Here is an 18,126-nt window from a genome sequence, read left to right as displayed (position 1 = left end):
GCCCGGCAGGCACCGCGCTACCGGGCCGGACGGCGCTCAGCGCCCGAACTGCACGTCGACATCCCACTTCTCGAACCCGAGACGCTGGTAAACCTTGACCGCCGGGACGTTGTCCGCCTCCACGTAGAGCAGTACCCGCGGGCACCCGATGTGCTGCAAATAGCGCATCCCCGCTACCGTGAGCGACCGGCCGAGACCATTACCCTGCGTGTCCGGATCCACGCCGACGACGTAGACCTCGCCGGCTCCGTCCGGATGCACCTTGGTCCAGTGGAAGCCGAGGAGCCTTTCCTGCGCGTCCACTGCGAGCAGGAAACCGGCCGGATCGAACCAGTCGGTGCCTTCCTTCTCCCGCAGGTCGTGCTCGCTCATCTCGCCCTGCTCGGGATGCCACCGGAACGCACGGTGATTGACGCGCACGACGTCGGCTTCATCCTGGCCGGGGCGGAATGCACGGATCGTGACGCCCTCGGGCAGTTCCGGCGCGGGCAGCTCGGCCCCGCCGACTTCCACGCCCATCCGCCACAACTCGCGCGGGCGCGCGAAGCCGAATCGCTCGGCCAGCGCCAGCGCACCGGGGTGCTCGCCGTGCGACCAGATCCGCAACTTGCCGGTGTCGGCCCCGTCCGTGGGGGCGGACGACAGGTCCGCGCGGTCGAGCAGCGCCTCGACCAGCTGCGTCCCGGCGCCTTGCCGCCGGTGTTCCGGGTGCACCGCCAGTTCGGCGACCAGCAGGCCGGTGTCCTCGTTCTCGGTGTCCAGATGCGCGTAACCGGTGAGCGTGCCGCCCGCGTCGCGCACCACGTAGTGCTCCGAGCGCACGTCCGCCTGCACCGGTTCGATCTGGTGCACCACGTCCCGGTGCGCTCTCAGCCGCAGGATCACGTGCTCGCCGGCAGGCGCCACGCCGTCCGCCTGCTCAGCCGCCGCGAGCAGGTCGATCACCTCGGCCACCTCGGCCTGGTCCAGTCCGTTCCGCCACGTAAGCTGCACGGCCCTGACGTTACCCACCTCGCGCCGCGAGTTGGCACGAGCGGGATCGCGCAGCGGTCGCGGAGGATCGGCGGGCGGCACGACCGCGATCGGATCCACCGCAGATCATTCCGAGCCGCCGAGCGCGCTTTCCCCGCGCGCCGGGAAACCCGTTCAGCGCTGCGAAGAAGCGACGATGGCCTCGGCTTCGGCGACCGCGGAGGTTTCGTCCCGCGTCGCCGGGCGCTGCCCAGCCTTCTGCGAACCGCGCGACGGGCGGACGAACTTGTAGCCGACGTTGCGCACGGTGCCGATCATCGAGTCGTACTCCGCGCCGAGCTTGGCCCGCAGCCGCCGCACGTGCACGTCGACCGTGCGGGTGCCGCCGAAGAAGTCGTAGCCCCACACCTCCTGCAACAGCTGTGCGCGGGTGAACACCCGGCCCGCGTGCTGGGCCAGGTACTTCAGCAGCTCGAACTCCTTGTAGGTCAGCTCCAGCGCGCGCCCCTTGAGCCGGGCGGTGTAGGTGGCCTCCTCGATCACCAGGTCGCCCACCGACAGCGAATCGTCCGAGGCGGCGTTCTCGCCGGTGCGGCGGGTGGTCAGCAGCCGCAGCCGGGCGTCCACCTCGGCCGGGCCGGTGCCGGGCAGCAGCAGTTCGTCCACGCCCCACTCGGCGCTGATCGTGACCAGCCCGCCCTCGTTGACCACCGCGATCAGCGGCGCGTCCCCGGAAGCCAGCACGCGGCACAGGTCACGGGCGGCGACCAGGTCGGAGCGGGCGTCGACGAGCACTGCGTCGTGCGCGCCCGCGGACTGCATCGCGCCGGGATCCGCGGGCAGGAGGCGCAGCCGGTGCGGCAGCAGCGCCAGCGCGGGCAGCACGGCATCGCCGCATCGCTCGCCGGTCAGCAGCAGAAGTTCCGAACTCATGAATGGGCCTCCCGTACCAAGGCCGGCGCCGAGAGCGCCGGCGCACGAAGGCCGCTCGGCACGCGTGAGGGGCCGGACGACCCGGCTTCGTTGCCTGTGGATGCCCAGCAGAATAACTGACGCGAGAACGAAAATCCCAGGTGAAGCTGCTCGGGTCACAAATGTGAAGCGCGCGGGAAGCCGTGTGAACGCCGCGTTTCGAGCGGCGCGATGCCCCCGCGGTGGCACGGCGCGAGCTCGATGCGGGCGCCGTGCACCGCGAGTTCTGCACAGCGGTGCGACTCGGCAGCGCGGCCGGTGATCCGGATGTTGCCGAGCACACCTGTCGGCCCGGGCGGTGGAGGTGCGAAGGTGAGCACCGCCCGATCACGCCCCGGACCCGGCACAAGATCACCAGCACAGCGCCCTGGTCCGCCGACCCGCCTGCCCCCGACAGAACGGACCGCTCGCGGTGAAGAAGCTCGCCATCACCCTCGTCATCGTCCTCGGCCTGCTCGTGGCCGCCGACTACGGCGCGGCGTCCTTCGCCGAGTACCAGGTCTCGCAGCAGATGAAGAAGCAGTTGAAACTCGCCGAGGACCCCTCGGTGCGGGTGCACGGCTTCCCGTTCCTGACCCAGGCGGTCGCGGGCGATTACAAGGACGTCGAAGTCGCTGCGAAGGCCGTGCAGGCGGGCCAGCTCAAGGAGCTCGGCGTGGAGGCGAACCTGCACCACGCGCGGCTCCCGCTGAACGACGTGCTCGCGGGCAAGGTGAACAAGATCGATGTGGACGAGCTGGTGGGCCGGATGAAGCTGAAGGCTTCCGACGTCGGGCGGATCATCGGCATCACCGACCTCACGATCAACCCGGCGCCGAAGGACGCGCTGGACGAGTCGTCCGGCGACGGCGGCAGCAGCAGCTCCGGCGACGGCAGCGGTGGCACCGGCCAGGGCGGCGCGACCGACTCCAGCCGGGCCGCGGTCGCGCTCGACGGCACGATCGGCATCGCGGGCACCAACGTGCGGGTCAAGGTGATCGCGGTGCTGTCGCTGCTCAACGGCCAGCTCAAGATCGAGCCGAAGAAGCTGGACCTGGCCGACCGGTCGCTGTCGGAGATCCCGATGGGCGACGTGTTCGAGGAGTCGATCCTGCAGCAGTTCACCACCACGCTGGATCCCGGGATGCTGCCGTTCGAGGTGACCCCGACCGCGGTCCGCGTCGAGCGCGGCGCGCTGGTGATGGAGGGCAAGGCCGACAACGTGACGATCGGTCCCGGCGGAGTGAGCACCGGATGATCGGCTGGTGGGCGCTGCTGGCCGCGGTAGCGGTGACGCTGGTCATCGGGTTGGTGTGGCGAGCCCGCGAGGGCCGGGTGCGGACCGCCGGGAAGACCGCGGCGGGTGCGGGCGTTGCAGGAACCGTGCTCGATCAGCTGCCCGACGGCCTGCGCGCGCGGCTCGGGGACCTCGACGGTTCCGGGGTGACGCTGCTGCAACTGTCCACGACGTTCTGCGCGCCGTGCAGGCACACCCGCATCCTGCTGGCCGACTTGGCCGGGCGCACCGAAGGGATGCGGCACGTGGAAGTGGACCTCACCGATCATCCGGAGTGGTCCACGCCGCTGGGCGTGCACCGCACGCCCACGACGCTCGCGCTGGACTCGGACGGCCGCGAGCTGTTCCGGGTGGGCGGCGTGCCGCGCCGCGACGAACTGGCCGCCGCGCTGCGGCCGCACCTGCCGTGAACGCCGCGAGCGCTGCGGTCCGGATGCGGGCGGTCCGGATGCTGACCGTCCGGATGCTGGGAGCGGCGGCACGCCCGTGCCCGGCAGCCGATCCGCACGACCCGGAGCTGCTCCGCCAGGGCTCCCGTGACCTGCCGTTTCGGCGCGGATGCGGACCAACGCAGCAGCAGCGCTCGATCTCAGCAGGTGAACGCGCTTCCCGCCGATCGGTCGGTGCGGGTATCCTCCGCCCCGTGCACGTACTGCTGACCCGAAGGCGCGCGGTGGATTTTTGCCGCGTGGGCAGCAGCCTGTGTTGGCGGCACTGACCGGGCGAGGAACGACGTAGCCGCAGGGCTCGCGTCCCCGCCGCCGGACCTGGCGGTCGCAGCAAGCGAACCGCTGGTTCACCAGCCAGCCGCCGACGGAGGAGTTCCATGCCCGCCACGCTCGACCCGCGAGGGGTCCGCTTCACGGCCGCGATCACGAGCGTGATCCTGGCGGTGGGGCTGGTCACCGGTAGCTGGCGGGTGCTGGCCGCGCAGACCGTGCTGTTCGCGCTGTGCGCGTTCATCGGCATGGGCCTGAACCCCTGGGGCGCGATGTTCCGCAGCGCGGTGGCGCCGCGGTTGCAACCGGTGCCGGAGCAGGAGCGCGAAGATCCCGCACCGGTGCGGTTCTCGCAAGGAGTCGGGTTCGCCTTCGCCTTGGTGGCCACGGTCGGATACGCCGCTGAGTGGACCGCGCTCGGCGTGACGGCCAACGTGTTCGCCCTGGTCGCGGCACTGCTCAACGCCGTGTTCGGCTTCTGCCTCGGCTGCCGGATGTACCTGGTGCTGCAGCGTTTCACGCCGATCGGCCGCGTCTGAACCTTCACCGCCGGACGACGTCCGCCGGAAAGCTTTCCAGCAACGAGACAACGAGAAGGAGTCGCTCGATGAGCCGTGCAGATGTCCTGGTCTCCACCGAGTGGGCCGAGCAGAACCTGAACACCGACAAGGTCGTGTTCGCCGAGGTGGACGAGGACACGACCGCCTACGACGGCGGCCACATCCCCGGGGCCATCAAGCTGGACTGGCGCAAGGACCTGCAGGACCACGTGCGCCGCGACTTCGTCAACCGGGCGGGCTTCGAGAAGCTGCTCTCGGCGAAGGGCATCGCCAACGACGACACGGTGATCCTCTACGGCGGAAACAACAACTGGTTCGCCGCCTACGCCTACTGGTACTTCAAGCTCTACGGCCACTCCGATGTGCGGCTGCTCGACGGCGGCCGCAAGAAGTGGGAGCTGGACGGCCGCCAGCTGGTCAAGGACGAGCCGAACCGCGCGGCCACCAGCTACAGCGCCCAGGAGCAGGACTCCTCGATCCGCGCGTACCGCGAGGAGGTCGTCGACGCCATCGGCGCCAAGAACCTGGTGGACGTGCGTTCTCCCGACGAGTTCGCGGGCAAGCTGCTCGCCCCGGCGCACCTGCCGCAGGAGTCGGCGCAGCGCGGCGGCCACATCCCGCAGGCGATCAACGTGCCGTGGAGCAAGGCCGCCAACGAGGACGGGACGTTCAAGTCCGACGATGACCTCAAGCAGGTCTACGGCGAGGCCGGCCTGGACGACGGCAAGGACACCATCGCCTACTGCCGGATCGGGGAGCGTTCCTCGCACACCTGGTTCGTGCTGCGCGAGCTGTTGGGCCACCAGAACGTGAAGAACTACGACGGGTCCTGGACCGAGTACGGCTCGCTGATCGGCGTGCCGATCGAGAACCCGAGCGAACAGGGAGCGTGACATGAGCCTGGATGGATGCGGTGCGCCGCAGCAGACTTCTACCGCGGTCGCCGAGGACACCGACCAGGTGGTGGTGACCGGAAAGGTGCGCGCGGGCTCGGCCGCGGTCGGCGGCGCGTTCGTGCGGCTGCTGGACGCCTCCGGGGAGTTCACCGCCGAGGTGGTCTCCTCGCCGGAGGGCGACTTCCGGTTCTACGCGGCGCCCGGTTCGTGGACGGTGCGCGCGCTGCACCGCGAGGGCAAGGGCCAGTCCGATGTGGCGGCCTCCGGCCCCGGGGTGCACCCGGTGGACATCGCCGTGGCCTGACGGCGTAGCCGAAAGGAGCCGTGCCCGCCCGGGTGCGGCTCCTTTCGCATGTCCGGGCCCGGGTCGATCGAGCGTCGAGTCAGATCACGCGGGAGCGCAGCAGGGCGAAGGCGCGCTCGTCGCGGTCGGCGCGGGCCGGTTCGGAGCCGTCCTGGCAGCCGACGGTCACGAAGTCCACGACGTCCCAGCCGGTGCGGGTGAACAACCGCCGCAGCCCCGCCTCGGAGAAGATCCAGAAGTTCGTGGCGTCGTCGTTCGCCTCCGCCGGATCCAGCAGGTACGCCACCGGCTGCGCCTGCAACGGCGTGCCGTCCGGGGCCTGCCTGGCCACGCGGGTGGACAGGAAGCACAGCTCGGCGCGCTCGGCCAGCGCTTCGAGCACGTGGAACGGGTTCTTCAGGTGGTAGAGCAGCCCGAGGAAGAACACCGCGCCGTAGCGCGCTGCGGGCAGCTCGAACCGGGCGTCCAGGTCGACCTCGTGCACCTGCACCGATGACGAGAGCTCGTGGACGAGCCGCCGGGCGCCGCGCAGCCCGTTGAAGTTCGTCGGCGGGTTGTCCAGCACGTCCACCCGGCAGCCCAGCTCGTGCTCCAGGAAGAACCCGAAGTCCCCGTCGGCCGCGCCGATGTCGGCGATCCGCGCGCCGGCCAGCGAGTCGAACACCTCCCGCTGCGGCCCGGACAGCAGGGCGTCCAGGTGGAAGACGTTGGCCATCGTGTCGTACGGATACCAACCGAAGTCCTCGGGCGCGATCTCGTCCTTGCGCGCGAGCAGGTCGGTGCGGAACGCGAGCGCGCGCTCGCGCACCGTCTCGAAATCGGTCATCAGGCCCGGTTCTCCCCAGCGCTAGCGGTAGGCACTACCTCGCAAATCATGCCGGACGCCACACTCCACCGGGCGTTCGCGGTGGTTATCCTTTGGCGCGTGGAACTCATACCTTTCCTGCACTACGGCCTCGTCACGCTGCTCGGGATCGCCACGATCGCGGTCCTGTGGTTCGCCGGGTACGTGGTGTACCGGCTCTACAGCGACTGACCCGCACCCGCTCCGGCGCTGGTGGCGCGGGTAATCTGCCGGGGATGACTGCGACACCCGACCGGCCCGAGCCCGGCAGCGGCGACGCGGCCGTGCAGGCCGCCGCCGAGCGCGCCGAGAAGACCCGCCACCGCAACGTGCCGAGCTTCGACGACCTCCCCGGGGTCGGCGACACCGCGAACCTGCGGGAAGGCCCGGACCTGCACAGCGCCTGCCTGCAGCTGCTGCCGCTGGTCGGTGTGTGGCGCGGCGAGGGCGAGGCGGCGCACCCCTCGCAGGACGAGACCTACCGGTTCTTCCAGCAGGTCACCTTCGCCCACGACGGGCGTCCGTTCCTGTTCTACGAGAGCCGTTCTTGGCGGCTCGACGGCGAGGGCGGGCAGGTCGTCGGTCCCGACGTCCGCGAGGTCGGCTTCTGGCGCCCGCAGCCCGACGACGTGATCGAGCTGCTGATCGTGCACCACACCGGCGTGTCCGAGATGTTCTTCGGGCGGCCGAAGAACAAGACCACGTGGGAGCTGTCGACCGACGCGGTGATCCGCACGCCGACCGGCGACGACGTCACCGCCGCGAGCAGGCTCTACGGCGTGGTCGAGGGCTCGCTGGCCTACGTCGAGGAACGCGCCACCACCGAGCACGAGCTCCAGCCACGGCTGTCGGCGAAGCTGGAGCGCATCGTCGGCTGATCCTCGACCCGGAGCGAACGGACCGTTGGTCCCAATAGATTGGGCGAACAGGCCGTTCACTCCTGGAGGAATTGCGTTGCGGCGGGTCAGTACTGGGACTCGTAGAGGTCCGTTAGTTCGGCGTGCAGCTGCGGGTCGGTGTTGATCGAGGTGCCGTCGAGGGTGTGCACCGGCGTGATCAGCCGGACGCTGGAGGCCATCCACAGGCCGTCCGCATTGCGCAGCTCCTCCTGGCCGAACGGCTCGATCCGCGTTTCCCAACCGGCCTGCTCCGCGGCGCGGAACAGCGCGTCCTGCGTCGTGCCCGGCAGGATGCCCGTGCTCGGCGGCGGAGTGCGCAGCGTGCGCCCGCGAGCGAGCACGACGGTCGAGGTGGGGCCTTCGAGCACGGTGCCGTCCGTCGCGGTGAAGATCACCTCGTCGGCGTCGCGGCGGCGCGCTTCCCGGATCGCGGCCATGTTCACCGCGTAGGACAGCGTCTTCGCCGACAGCAGCAGCCACGGCGCGCGTTCCTTCAGATCCGGCGCGTACCCGCGGTCGAGCGTGATCGCGGCCAGGCCATCGGCGCGTTTGCGCAGCGTGTCCGGGCCGACGGTCATGCCGAGGGCGAACCCGTGCGGCGTCTCGTCGCCGTCCACGCCCCGGCTGCACACCAGCTTCAGCGCCATCTCGCGCTCGTCCTGCCAGGGCCAGGCGTCGATCACGGCCTGCGCCGCGCGTTCCCAGCCGACGCGTTCCGGCGGGTCGAAGTCCAGCATGTCGGCCGAACGCCGCAGCCGGTCCAAGTGCGGGCCGAGCGCACGGGGCTTGCCGTCGACGACCAGGATCGTCTCGAAAACACCGTCGCCGCGGGTGACCGAGAGGTCGTCGGCGCGCATCAGCGGCGCCTCCGGATCGGCCAGCGTTCCGTCCAGCAGAGCCAACACGCGCATGGTGGGCAGCCTAGGAGCCCCGCACGGCGCCGCAGCAACCGGCCTCGTCACCGCTGCGCAGGACGGTCGCGCCGGACGCGGCACCGGCTTTCCGGCAGGTCCGCCCGGACGGTACCCGCGAGGCATACGATCGGAACCGGCAAGCCGAACCCGTCGAGCACAGGAGCCAGCAGTGGGTGAGAAGGCATCGCTGCGCACCACACTGCACCGGCACGGCATGCGGGTGACCCCGCAGCGCCAGCTGGTGCTCGACGCGGTGCGCGAACTCGGGCACGCCACGCCGGAGCAGGTGTGCCGCAGGGTGCAGGGCACCGCCGAGACGATCAACATCACCACCGTTTACCGGGCGCTGGACGTACTGGAGGACATCGGCCTGGTGCGGCACACGCACCTCGGGCACGGTGCCCCGACGTACTCCGCGGAGGAGCACGAGCACGTGCACCTGGTGTGCCACCGCTGCGGGGAGGTCGACGAGGTGCCCAGTGAACTGCTGGCGGACCTCGCGGACCTGCTCGACCAGCGGTGCGGGTTCGCGCTGGACGCCACGCACCTGGCGCTGTCCGGATCCTGCCGCGGCTGCCGCGGCACCCGCGGCGCCGATCACCGCGCGGCCGAGGAGGCACGATGAACTCACCCCTGCTGGAGCTGCCCGGAGCCGTCGCGGCTCCGGAGGAGGCGTCGCTGGACTCCTCGCTCGACGTGGGCGTGCCGTGGCACTTCGGCGACCCGTTCGCCGAGCAGCGCTCCGCGGCCCGCTCGGCGGTGCTGGTGGACCGCTCGCACCGCCAGGTGCTCGCGGTGCCCGGCGAGGAGCGGTTGAGCTGGCTGCACCTGGTGCTTTCGCAGCACCTCACCGAACTGCCCGAGGGACAGGGCACCGAGGCGTTGGTGCTGGACAGCCAGGGCCACATCGACTGCCACCTGATGCTCGCCCACCACGAGGGCGCCGTGTACCTCGACACCGATGCGGGTGCGCAGGCGACCAGCGCGCTGCCGACGATCGGTGTGGACGGCAAGCAGACGCTGCCGGAGTACCTGGAGGCGATGCGCTTCTGGTCGAAGGTCGAACCGCGGGACGCCACCGACGAGTTCGCGCTGTTGAGCGCGATCGGTCCGGACGCGGCCGAGCTGCTGCGCAAAGCCGGCGTGGACGCGGTCCCGTCCGCGCCGTGGGAGGTGGTGGGCCTGCCGGGCGGCGGCTTCGCCCGCCACGTGCCGTTCCGCGGACTGTTCACGGTGGACCTCGTGGTGCCGCGGAAGTCCTTGGTGGATTGGTGGATGCGGCTGACCGACACGGGTTTCCGCCCAGCGGGCACGCTCGCTTACGAAGCGCTGCGCGTCGAAGCACTGCGCCCGCGTGTCGGCCTGGACACCGACGAACGCGCCATCCCGCACGAGATGGGCTGGATCCACACCGCCGCGCACGTGGCGAAGGGCTGCTACCGCGGGCAGGAAACCGTGGCCAAGGTGCACAACGTCGGCAAGCCGCCGCGCCGGATGGTGCTGCTGCACCTGGACGGGTCGGTGGAAGTCCGCCCGGAGACCGGGGATCCGGTGTTGCACGGGGAGCGCAAGGTCGGCCGGATCGGCTCGGTCGTGCTGCACCACGAGCTCGGGCCGGTGGCGCTGGCGCTGCTGAAGCGGACCGCGCCGGTGGACGTGGAACTGGTCGCCGGGGACGCCGAGCAGGAGCGGGCGGTCGCGGCGGCGGTCGATCCGGACTCGGTGCCGCCGGACTCCGGGGAACCGCCGGGGCGGCTGGCCGCCCGGGGGCTCCGCGGTCACTGAACATCGGGCGGTCACTGAACATCGGGCTACCCGTCGTCCGTCCCCATTGACCGGTCGGGAAAGCTCGCCGCGCGTCCGGAGCAGCACGATCACGGGCCGTGGTGCGGGCCCAATGTCAACCGGATGATTGGCGGATCAGCCCAACGACGCGGCGGGCGCGGATGTGCCAAGATCACCCCATGACTCGGTCGCCCGCACCGCCGGGCACGGTCCTCACCGTCGCCCCCGTCCAGGTCCGGCAGGACACCGCGCCGCGGCCCGCGGCCGAGGTCGCGGCCGCCGCCGAGGACTGCGCGCGGGTCGGCGCGGCCGTGGTGGACCTGGTGCCGGACGCCGGGCTCGCGGAAACCGTGGCCGCCGTGCGCGAACGCACCTCCCTGCTCGTGCGCATCACCGCGCACGCCCGCGGGGAGACGCTGACCGGCCTGCTCGACGCCGGGTCGCACATCATCTCCTGCCCGCTGAGCGCTCCCGCCGAATTCGCCGCGGATCTGCGCGAAGGCGCCCGGGAACGCGGCATCGCCGTGCACCACGAAGCGCGTTCGCCCGCGGACTTGGCCGCGCTGCGGGAAGTTCCCGCACCGACGCACGTGGTGCTGGTGTTCGGCGCGGGGCTCACCGGCGACGTCCCGGGTTTCGCCGCCGCGCTGGGCCAGCTGCCCGAAGGAACCTCGTGCACCGCGACCGGCTTGGGCGAAGCGGGCGTCCCGGTGCTGCTGACCGCGCTGGCCGCCGGAGCTCATGTGCGCACCGGCATGGCCGACCACGCCGGGTACGCACCCGGGGTGCGGGCCAAGGACGACGCGCAACTGGCGGCCCGCGCCGCCGGAGTCGCCAAGATCGCACAACGACCGCCGCTGCCGCCCGCGCAAGCCGCTCCGATCCTCGGAGTCGGGACTCCGGGATCCGGGATTTCGGGAGCCGGGACTTGATGCGGCCGCACTCGCGCGCCAGGCACACTGGACGCAGCCGCCTCGCCGACAGCCGCGGTGTCCCTCCGGCACCCGGCGCCGGTGGGCACGACCGACGGAGGATGGGCACGTGATCGAAGTCCGCCCCGGTGGGCGCCGCCGGATCGACCGGGTGCTGTCCCCGGCCTACACCGACGGGATCGAGCAGCACGATCTCGGCGAGGTCCGCGAGTTGCGCGACGAGGCCGCGCAGGAGGAGACGGACCTGTCCTACCTGCGCAGGATGCTGCACGCGCGGATCGACATCGTGCGCGCCGAGCAGCGCAGGCGCCGCGAAGGCGGCTCGGCCTCGGTCGTGGAGCAGCTCGCGAACATCCTCTCGGACAACGCGGTCGGCCCGGCCACCGGTTCCGGCCGCTACCAGACCACCGAGCCGTCGCGGGCCGAGGCGCACCGCAGGCACGTCGAGGCGCTGGTGTCCGATGTGGATCTGTCCGACGTGATGTCGCTGTCGGACGTCAAACTGGACACCGCGCTGCACGCCTACACCTCCGAAGAAGATTCGGTCTCGCAGCGCCGCCGCGAGGTGCAGGCAGTGGTGGACCGGCTCAACGCCGAGATCGCCCGCCGCTACCGCGAAGGCGCCGCATCCGTGGACGACCTGCTGGCCGCGGAGCGGGACCGGCGTTGACCGCAGCTGTGCCGCTGGTCGAACTCGTTCGCGGCGGGCTGCGCGAAGGGGTGCACTTCGGTTCCGCGGTGCTGCTCGAAGCCGACGGCTCGGTCCGGTGGTCGGCGGGTTCGGTGTCCGCGCCGATGTACCCGCGTTCCACGGCGAAGCCCGCCCAAGCGCTGGCGATGCTGCGCGCCGGGCTCGAGCTGCCCGACGACGCCGACCTGGCGCTGGCGGCCGCTTCGCACAACGGCGAACCGGAGCACACCTCGCGCGCCGCGGGAATCCTGCGCGCGAACGGGCTCGCGGAGGACGCGTTGCGCTGCCCGGCCGACCTGCCGCTGCACGAACCCACTCGCGCCGAGCGCATCTCGGACGGCACCGGCGAGCGACGGCTGGCGATGAACTGCTCCGGCAAGCACGCGGCGATGCTGGCGACGTGCGTGCAGCGCGGCTGGTCCACCGCGGACTACCTGGATCCGGCGCACCCGCTGCAACGCGGCGTGCGGGACACCATCGCGGAGCTGTCCGGCGACGAGATCGACCGGACCACTGTGGACGGCTGCGGCGCACCGCTGTTCGCGATCACGTTGACCGGTCTCGCGCGGCTGTTCCGCTCCCTGGTCACCGGCGACGGCCGCCGGGTCGCCGATGCGATGCGGGCGCATCCGTGGCTGGTCGGTGGAACCGGTCGGGAGGACACGGAGCTGATGCGGGCCGTGCCGGGCCTGCTGTCCAAGGCGGGCGCCGAGGGCGTGCTGGCGCTGGCGTTGCCGGACGGGCGCGCGGTGGCCGCGAAGATCTCGGACGGTGCCGCGCGGGCGCGGCTGCCGATCGCGGTCGGGGCGCTGCGCGCGCTCGGCGTCGAGCGGGGCGCGCTCGCCGGACTCGCGGAGGAACCGCTGCTCGGAGGGGGCGAACCGGTCGGCACCGTGCGGCTCGTCCCCGGCGCGCTGGACTGATCACCGGCGAGTTCAGGCAGCGGCGGTCGACGGGACGAGCGCGCACAAGGACGGCTGGTCCGCCGTCCGGCGATCAGTTGAAGCGTTCGCGGGCGGCGAACTCCGCCCAGAAGTCCCGCAGCGCCTCGTAGCGCTCGCCGACCTCGCCCGCGTCACCGGCCTCCATCGCGTCGATGATCGCGTGCACGTCCTCGGCCGAGGTGTCCGCGTCCAGGTCGGCCTCGTTCATCATCTGCACCAGGCCGCCGTAGTCCAGCTCCACCGCCGAGTGCGGGTGGAACCGCTCCAGCCAGCGCCCGGTCTCGCGCAGGATCTTGGTCGGCCCCTCGTCGCCGATCGAGTCCCGGGCGACCGAGTGCGCCCGCGCGACCCTGCGCCGCGCGTCGGCCATCGCGGCCCGCCAGAACACCCGCCGGTCCCCGTTGTCGGCGACGGTCCGCCGCTCCGGCGGATCGACCACCACGAACCACGGCAGCGGGACCGTCCAGGTCGACGAGAGCACGTGCACCGCGCTGCTGGACAGCTCGCTGACCACGGCGCTGGCCCTGGTCCGGGCCTTGTCCACCGGCACCGCGACCGCGGCCGCGCGCAGCGGCACCTCGGCGGCACCGAGGAAGCCCACCAGCGCGGCGGCCGAACGGCCGCGCAGGTCCAGCGGGCACACCAGCGGCCCCGGGCCGACGCTCGCCGCCGGGTTGCTGGGCACCGATTCCGGGTCGAGGACGAGGACGTCGCCGGCGCCCTGCGCGGCACCGCTGGAGTCCTCGCCGGGAAGCAACCTGGGCGGGGCGCAGACCTGGGTCCGCAACCATTGGTCCTGTTCCCGCGTCGCGGCACCGGTGACGTCGAGCGCGCCGCGCTGCACGGTCGCGGCGAGCTGTTCACGGGTGGGCGAGTCGAACGACGACAATGGTTCGTACACCCGCAGATAGGCGACGAACGGCTCTGGCACGCGAGTATCGTGCCATGCGCGCTACGGCGGCCGGTGACTACCCGCCGCACGTCGGAGCCGATGGCGACGCGGCGCGCGGGCCGATGGCGACGCCTGCGCGATCTGCGGGCTGGATCACCCGCGACACGGAGACGTGGGGTGGCACCACGTCGCGTAGAACCGCATCGGCACGGTACGGTAGTTACAGGAAAAGTTGTCGAGATCATGCGGGGCCGCCGTTCCCCTGGCCGCCCCGCACACCCTGCGCGAGGGGGTCGAGCCATGGGGCGCGGCCGGGCTAAGGCCAAGCAGACGAAGGTGGCCCGTGAGCTGAAGTACAGCTCCCCCACCATGGACGTCGATGCATTGCAGCGCGAGCTGTCCTCGGATTCGCCTGGCGAGTGGTCCGAGGAGGACCGCGCCGACGCATACGACGACGGGTACGACGACTACCGGCGTTGACGGCACGAAAACACCGAGTGGACGAGCACCGTCCACTCGGTGTTCTGTGTCGGCAGACGACCTGATCGCATCCGGGTCCGGATGGTGCCGAGCCGGGTGGAGCCACCACTCGTTCGACATCGTTCGCGGTGGGCGGGCCTGCGGTTGCGCTTGATCGCCGCAAGCGCTCCGCCGGCCGGGCGTAGCAACTCCGACGATCAACCGAACACGCAGTACCAGCGAAGTGCGCCGGGAAACCGGCGCACTTCTCGTTTGCGCTGCGGAAGAAGTGCCCGGTCCGGGACCGGGCGGAGCCTGGGGATGCTCGGGGCCTACCAGGCCCGGAAAAGGACTGTGAAGTGAAAGGGGCCGGTGTGCGGGCCGCCTCTCGGCGGATGGCGCTGTAAGGCTCCAGCCGAACGGTATTCCCTACAGGCTTGGTGATGGAGCCCGGGGGCACGCGCACACCGGCCACCCCGAACAACGAGTGCGGCGCCCCGCAGAATTCCCGCCGGCGCCGCAGATTTCGCCGAACGGCTCAATGCATCCCGTGCACCACCGCGTGGCCGCGCCCGCGGGCGATCATCCACTTGTTCACCGGCACGGTCAGCACGAACGCCACCGCCAGCGCGAAGGCCAGCGATGCCCAGAACAGCGCGGTCGTCGGGCCGGCGTCCATCGCGCCCGGCACCACCACCATGACCGCGTTGTCCACGACCTCCATCACGAAGATCGAGAGCGTGTCGGCGGCGAGCGCCACCCGGACGGCGCCGGCGAAGCTCACTCCGGAGCGCAGCACGCCCCGCATGGTCAGCGCATAGCCGAAGACGAACGCGAGGACGACCGACAGCACCACGGTGCCGACGTTGTGCAGGCCCGCCGCGGTCCCGATCACCATGCCCAGGATCTCGCCGATCGCGCAGCCGGTGAGGCAGTGCAACGTCGCCGACACCGCCATCCGCCAGGACGAACCGGGCGCGGCGTGGTGCTGGTGGGACGTGTCCGGCTGCTGAGTCATCGCTGCTCCTAGGGGAGACCTTTCCCGGCGATCGCCAGTTGAAACGATACCCCCAGGGGGTATATTCCAAGCGATCGGCGCGGACTCGGCAGGCGGAGCGGGGATCAGAACCGCGGGTGGTTACCGCGCAGCACGACGCGCTGGTCCTCGGCGGCTTCCTCGACGGTCGGCTGCTTGGCGACCTCGCCCAGCACCCACGCGGGCACGTGCCGGGCGGTGAGCACCGCCAGCGCCCGGTCCACGTCCTCGGCGGTGACGACCGCGACCATGCCCACCCCCATGTTGAAGGTGCGCTCCATCTCCTCGGTCTCCACCCGGCCGCGCTGCGCGATCATCCGGAACACCGGGTCGGGCGTCCAGGTTCCGCGGTCCAGCACGGCGGTCAGCCCGGACGGGACGACCCGTGCCAGGTTCGCGGCCAGTCCACCGCCGGTGACGTGCGCGAAAGTGCGCACCTCCGCTTCGGCGGCCAGGGCCAGGCAGTCCTTGGCGTAGATCCGGGTCGGCTCCAGCAGCTGCTCGCCGAGCGTGTGGCCGAACTCCTCGACGTGGCCCTCCAGCGGCATCCGGGCCAGTTCCAGCAGCACGTGCCGGGCCAGCGAGTAGCCGTTGGAGTGCAGCCCGGAGGAACCCATCGCGATCACCACATCGCCCGGGCGCACCTTGTCCGGGCCGAGCATCGCGTCGGCCTCGACGACGCCGACGCCGGTGGCCGAGAGGTCGTACTCGCCGGGCGCCATCATGCCGGGGTGCTCGGCGGTCTCCCCGCCCAGCAGCGCGCAGCCGGCCTGCACGCAACCCTCGGACACGCCCTTGACCAGGTCCGCGATCCGCTCCGGCTCGACCTTGCCGACGGCGATGTAGTCCTGCAGGAACAGCGGTTCCGCGCCGCAGACCACGAGGTCGTCGACGACCATCGCGACCAGGTCCATCCCGACGGTGTCGTGCTTCTGCATCGCCTGCGCCACGGCGAGCTTGGTGCCGACGCCATCGGTCGAGGACGCCAGCACCGGCTCGTTCCAGCGGTCCAGCTTGAGCTGGAACAGTCCGGCGAAACCGCCGAGGGAGCCCAGCACCTCGGGCCGGGTGGCCCGCTGCGCCCAGGGCCGCATCTGCTGCACGGCCTCGTCACCGGCTTCGATGCTCACCCCCGAGGTCGCGTAGGTGGCCTTGGCTTCCTCGGCGGCTTGCGACCCCGCGAGCAGGTCTTCGGACACGACTGACTCCACATCTGATGTGAGTTTGCGGTTGGGTGGCGGGAAGTCCGGCGACGCGTTCGGCGGGGCGCTCCGGGCGCGGGCGCCCGCCCGTTGCTTACCACAGGCGCGGGCGCCTGCATCCGGTCCCGCCGCGAGGTTTCCCGGATTCGCCGATCGATGCACGCGGCCGGACGCGAGCGCACCACGCTACGCGGCGCGCCACCTCGGCCGGGGCCGGGGAGTCACGGCCTGCGCAGCGCGTCGGCACCGCCGTAGCCATTGGGCAGCACCGGCTCGGCGGGGCCCGCCACGCCGCGTTCGGTCTCTTCGGAGGAGTTCTCCAGCAGGTACTTGCCCAGCCGCGCCTCTTCCGGGAGCGGGATCGGGTAGTGCCCGTCGAAGCACGCCGCGCACAGCCGGTTGCGGGGCTGCTCGCTGGCGGCGATCAAGCTGTCCAGCGACACGTAGCCGAGGCTGTCCGAGCCGATCGAACGCCGGATGCCGTCCGCGTCCGAACCGTTCGCGATCAATTCGGCGCGGGAGGCGAAGTCGATGCCGTAGTAGCAGGGCCACTTCACCGGCGGCGAGGCGATCCGCACGTGCACCTCGATCGCGCCCGCTTCGCGCAGCATCCGCACCAGGGCGCGCTGGGTGTTGCCGCGCACGATCGAGTCGTCCACGACGACCAGCCGCTTGCCGCGGATCACCTCGCGCAGCGGGTTGAGCTTGAGCCGGATGCCGAGCTGGCGGATGGTCTGCGAGGGCTGGATGAAGGTCCGGCCCACGTAGGAGTTCTTCACCAGCCCGTTGCCGTAGGCGATCCCGGATTCCTGCGCGTAGCCGACGGCCGCGGGCGTGCCGGACTCCGGCACCGGGATCACCAGGTCGGCGTCCACCGGGTGCTCGCGGGCGAGCCTGCGGCCGATCTCCACGCGGGTGCTGTGCACCGAGCGCCCGGAGATCGTGGTGTCCGGGCGCGCCAGGTAGACGTACTCGAACACGCAGCCCTTCGGCTTGGGGTGGGCGAAGTGCTGCGAGCGCAGCCCGTCGGCGTCGATGGCGAGCAGTTCGCCCGGCTCGACCTCGCGCACGAACGAGGCTCCGACGATGTCCAGGGCCGCGGTTTCGCTGGCCACCACCCAGCCGCGTTCCAGCCTGCCGAGCACCAGCGGGCGCACGCCGTGCGGGTCGCGGGCGGCGTAGAGGGTCGACTCGTCGGAGAACACCATCGAGAAGGCGCCCTGCACGGACGGGAACAGCTCCAGCGCTGCCTGCTCGATCCCCTGGTCCGCGGCGCGCGTGGCCAGCAGCCCGCACACCAGGTCGGAGTCGGTGGTGGCGCGTTCGCAGCCGGACGCGGGCGCGGAGGTGTTCGCCGCGATGGTGTCCGCGCCCTCGGCGACCAGCCGTTCCCGCAGGTCGGCGGTGTTCACCAGGTTGCCGTTGTGGCCCAGCGCGAGCCCGCCGCCGCCCGCCGTGGTGCGGAAGGTGGGCTGCGCGTTCTCCCACGTCGCGCCACCGGTCGTGGAGTAGCGGTTGTGCCCGACGGCGACGTGGCCGCGCAACGTGGCCAGGACCTGCTCGTCGAAGACCTGGCTGACCAGGCCGAGGTCCTTGTAGACCAACATCTGCGAGCCGTCGCCGACGGCGATGCCCGCGGCTTCCTGGCCGCGGTGCTGCAGCGCGAACATGCCGTAGAAGGCGAGCTTGGCTACTTCTTCACCGGGCGCCCAGACGCCGAAAACACCGCATTCCTCGTGCGGTACGTCCTGCTCGTAGGGATCGGTGTCGGGCTTCGAGGCGGGTGCGCCGGGCGCACTGCTCGGGTCTGGCCGGTCGATGACCACCGA

General features: G+C 71.5%; 20 protein-coding genes. 12 read left to right on the top strand and 8 right to left on the bottom strand.

The features are described from left to right. Positions 1 to 36: 36 nt before the first annotated feature. Together mshD and INP57_RS04730 are read right to left on the bottom strand one after the other, a co-directional pair. The gene (gene mshD, locus INP57_RS04735; protein ID WP_307849911.1) at positions 37 to 993 is read right to left on the bottom strand and encodes a mycothiol synthase; all 957 of its coding nucleotides are present in this window, start codon (positions 991 to 993) and stop codon (positions 37 to 39) included. Between the two features lie 153 nt (positions 994 to 1,146). After that, positions 1,147 to 1,905: a response regulator transcription factor gene (locus tag INP57_RS04730; RefSeq protein ID WP_200068827.1), complete on the bottom strand. Its 759-nt coding sequence runs from the start codon at positions 1,903 to 1,905 to the stop codon at positions 1,147 to 1,149. A 451-nt stretch (positions 1,906 to 2,356) separates the two neighbouring features. Between INP57_RS04730 and INP57_RS04725 the strand changes: the two genes are divergently transcribed. The 5 genes from INP57_RS04725 to INP57_RS04705 all read left to right on the top strand — a co-directional run bounded on the left by INP57_RS04725 (position 2,357) and on the right by INP57_RS04705 (position 5,699). Beyond that, positions 2,357 to 3,181, top strand: coding sequence for an LmeA family phospholipid-binding protein (locus INP57_RS04725; protein ID WP_200068826.1), 825 nt, complete (start codon positions 2,357 to 2,359; stop codon positions 3,179 to 3,181). Beyond that, the gene (locus INP57_RS04720) at positions 3,178 to 3,630 is read left to right on the top strand and encodes a TlpA family protein disulfide reductase (protein ID WP_200068825.1); all 453 of its coding nucleotides are present in this window, start codon (positions 3,178 to 3,180) and stop codon (positions 3,628 to 3,630) included. Before INP57_RS04725 ends, INP57_RS04720 begins: the two co-directional genes overlap by 4 nt. Before the next feature lie 416 nt (positions 3,631 to 4,046). After that, complete coding sequence (locus INP57_RS04715) at positions 4,047 to 4,478, top strand: DUF4395 domain-containing protein (protein ID WP_200068824.1); 432 nt, start codon at positions 4,047 to 4,049, stop codon at positions 4,476 to 4,478. A gap of 68 nt (positions 4,479 to 4,546) precedes the next feature. Next, the gene (locus tag INP57_RS04710; RefSeq protein ID WP_200068823.1) at positions 4,547 to 5,392 is read left to right on the top strand and encodes a sulfurtransferase; all 846 of its coding nucleotides are present in this window, start codon (positions 4,547 to 4,549) and stop codon (positions 5,390 to 5,392) included. 1 nt (position 5,393) lies between these two features. Continuing rightward, on the top strand, positions 5,394 to 5,699 hold the full coding sequence (locus tag INP57_RS04705) for a DUF1416 domain-containing protein (protein WP_200068822.1): 306 nt from the start codon (positions 5,394 to 5,396) through the stop codon (positions 5,697 to 5,699). 79 nt (positions 5,700 to 5,778) lie between these two features. Here the strand turns inward: INP57_RS04705 and INP57_RS04700 are convergent, their stop codons facing one another. Continuing rightward, complete coding sequence (locus INP57_RS04700; RefSeq protein ID WP_200068821.1) at positions 5,779 to 6,525, bottom strand: methyltransferase domain-containing protein; 747 nt, start codon at positions 6,523 to 6,525, stop codon at positions 5,779 to 5,781. A 254-nt stretch (positions 6,526 to 6,779) separates the two neighbouring features. Here INP57_RS04700 and INP57_RS04695 point away from each other — a divergent pair, with 254 nt between their 5' ends. Continuing rightward, the gene (locus INP57_RS04695; RefSeq protein WP_200068820.1) at positions 6,780 to 7,421 is read left to right on the top strand and encodes a heme-binding beta-barrel domain-containing protein; all 642 of its coding nucleotides are present in this window, start codon (positions 6,780 to 6,782) and stop codon (positions 7,419 to 7,421) included. 86 nt (positions 7,422 to 7,507) lie between these two features. Here the strand turns inward: INP57_RS04695 and INP57_RS04690 are convergent, their stop codons facing one another. After that, complete coding sequence (locus INP57_RS04690) at positions 7,508 to 8,353, bottom strand: aminodeoxychorismate lyase (protein ID WP_200068819.1); 846 nt, start codon at positions 8,351 to 8,353, stop codon at positions 7,508 to 7,510. Between the two features lie 217 nt (positions 8,354 to 8,570). Here INP57_RS04690 and INP57_RS04685 point away from each other — a divergent pair, with 217 nt between their 5' ends. From INP57_RS04685 to INP57_RS04665, 5 genes are all read left to right on the top strand, one after another. Then, positions 8,571 to 8,981 (top strand): Fur family transcriptional regulator, encoded by a 411-nt coding sequence (locus tag INP57_RS04685; RefSeq protein ID WP_200069341.1) that lies wholly within the window; start codon positions 8,571 to 8,573, stop codon positions 8,979 to 8,981. Beyond that, positions 8,978 to 10,141: a CAF17-like 4Fe-4S cluster assembly/insertion protein YgfZ gene (gene ygfZ, locus INP57_RS04680; protein ID WP_200068818.1), complete on the top strand. Its 1,164-nt coding sequence runs from the start codon at positions 8,978 to 8,980 to the stop codon at positions 10,139 to 10,141. Before INP57_RS04685 ends, ygfZ begins: the two co-directional genes overlap by 4 nt. Positions 10,142 to 10,320: 179 nt before the next feature. After that, positions 10,321 to 11,073 carry a 3-keto-5-aminohexanoate cleavage protein gene (locus INP57_RS04675; RefSeq protein ID WP_200068817.1) on the top strand — a complete coding sequence of 251 codons (753 nt, stop codon included), beginning with the start codon at positions 10,321 to 10,323 and terminating at the stop codon, positions 11,071 to 11,073. Positions 11,074 to 11,182: 109 nt separating this feature from the next. Beyond that, positions 11,183 to 11,743: an RsiG family protein gene (locus INP57_RS04670; RefSeq protein WP_200068816.1), complete on the top strand. Its 561-nt coding sequence runs from the start codon at positions 11,183 to 11,185 to the stop codon at positions 11,741 to 11,743. Further along, complete coding sequence (locus INP57_RS04665; protein WP_200068815.1) at positions 11,740 to 12,687, top strand: asparaginase; 948 nt, start codon at positions 11,740 to 11,742, stop codon at positions 12,685 to 12,687. The genes INP57_RS04670 and INP57_RS04665 overlap by 4 nt, the downstream gene beginning before the upstream one ends. A gap of 73 nt (positions 12,688 to 12,760) precedes the next feature. Here INP57_RS04665 and INP57_RS04660 read toward each other — a convergent pair whose 3' ends face one another. Next, positions 12,761 to 13,639 (bottom strand): DUF8083 family protein, encoded by an 879-nt coding sequence (locus INP57_RS04660; protein ID WP_200068814.1) that lies wholly within the window; start codon positions 13,637 to 13,639, stop codon positions 12,761 to 12,763. Positions 13,640 to 13,900: 261 nt separating this feature from the next. Between INP57_RS04660 and INP57_RS04655 the strand changes: the two genes are divergently transcribed. Continuing rightward, positions 13,901 to 14,080: a DUF3073 domain-containing protein gene (locus INP57_RS04655; protein WP_200068813.1), complete on the top strand. Its 180-nt coding sequence runs from the start codon at positions 13,901 to 13,903 to the stop codon at positions 14,078 to 14,080. A gap of 517 nt (positions 14,081 to 14,597) precedes the next feature. Here INP57_RS04655 and INP57_RS04650 read toward each other — a convergent pair. The 3 genes from INP57_RS04650 to purF all read right to left on the bottom strand — a co-directional run bounded on the left by INP57_RS04650 (position 14,598) and on the right by purF (position 18,123). Continuing rightward, positions 14,598 to 15,017 carry a DUF4396 domain-containing protein gene (locus tag INP57_RS04650; RefSeq protein WP_200069340.1) on the bottom strand — a complete coding sequence of 140 codons (420 nt, stop codon included), beginning with the start codon at positions 15,015 to 15,017 and terminating at the stop codon, positions 14,598 to 14,600. Between the two features lie 164 nt (positions 15,018 to 15,181). Further along, a complete protein-coding gene (purM, locus tag INP57_RS04645; RefSeq protein WP_200068812.1) occupies positions 15,182 to 16,294 on the bottom strand; it encodes a phosphoribosylformylglycinamidine cyclo-ligase in 1,113 nt (370 codons plus the stop codon). A 224-nt stretch (positions 16,295 to 16,518) separates the two neighbouring features. Then, the gene (purF, locus tag INP57_RS04640) at positions 16,519 to 18,123 is read right to left on the bottom strand and encodes an amidophosphoribosyltransferase (RefSeq protein ID WP_200068811.1); all 1,605 of its coding nucleotides are present in this window, start codon (positions 18,121 to 18,123) and stop codon (positions 16,519 to 16,521) included. Positions 18,124 to 18,126: the final 3 nt, after the last annotated feature.

Origin of the sequence: Saccharopolyspora galaxeae, from assembly GCF_016526145.1 — a bacterium.
GTDB lineage: Bacteria > Actinomycetota > Actinomycetes > Mycobacteriales > Pseudonocardiaceae > Saccharopolyspora_C > Saccharopolyspora_C galaxeae.
This window is presented reverse-complemented; position numbering and strand designations above follow the sequence as displayed.

Coding starts and splice junctions, on each gene's coding strand:
- INP57_RS04710 (WP_200068823.1), top strand. CDS start 4,547: ATGAGCCGTGCAGATGTCCTGGTCTCCACCGAGTGGGCCGAGCAGAAC.
- INP57_RS04675 (WP_200068817.1), top strand. CDS start 10,321: ATGACTCGGTCGCCCGCACCGCCGGGCACGGTCCTCACCGTCGCCCCC.
- INP57_RS04690 (WP_200068819.1), bottom strand. CDS start 8,353: ATGCGCGTGTTGGCTCTGCTGGACGGAACGCTGGCCGATCCGGAGGCG.
- INP57_RS04650 (WP_200069340.1), bottom strand. CDS start 15,017: ATGGCGGTGTCGGCGACGTTGCACTGCCTCACCGGCTGCGCGATCGGC.
- INP57_RS04705 (WP_200068822.1), top strand. CDS start 5,394: ATGAGCCTGGATGGATGCGGTGCGCCGCAGCAGACTTCTACCGCGGTC.
- INP57_RS04715 (WP_200068824.1), top strand. CDS start 4,047: ATGCCCGCCACGCTCGACCCGCGAGGGGTCCGCTTCACGGCCGCGATC.
- INP57_RS04655 (WP_200068813.1), top strand. CDS start 13,901: ATGGGGCGCGGCCGGGCTAAGGCCAAGCAGACGAAGGTGGCCCGTGAG.
- ygfZ (WP_200068818.1), top strand. CDS start 8,978: ATGAACTCACCCCTGCTGGAGCTGCCCGGAGCCGTCGCGGCTCCGGAG.
- INP57_RS04695 (WP_200068820.1), top strand. CDS start 6,780: ATGACTGCGACACCCGACCGGCCCGAGCCCGGCAGCGGCGACGCGGCC.
- INP57_RS04700 (WP_200068821.1), bottom strand. CDS start 6,525: ATGACCGATTTCGAGACGGTGCGCGAGCGCGCGCTCGCGTTCCGCACC.
- INP57_RS04730 (WP_200068827.1), bottom strand. CDS start 1,905: ATGAGTTCGGAACTTCTGCTGCTGACCGGCGAGCGATGCGGCGATGCC.
- INP57_RS04720 (WP_200068825.1), top strand. CDS start 3,178: ATGATCGGCTGGTGGGCGCTGCTGGCCGCGGTAGCGGTGACGCTGGTC.
- INP57_RS04685 (WP_200069341.1), top strand. CDS start 8,571: ATGCGGGTGACCCCGCAGCGCCAGCTGGTGCTCGACGCGGTGCGCGAA.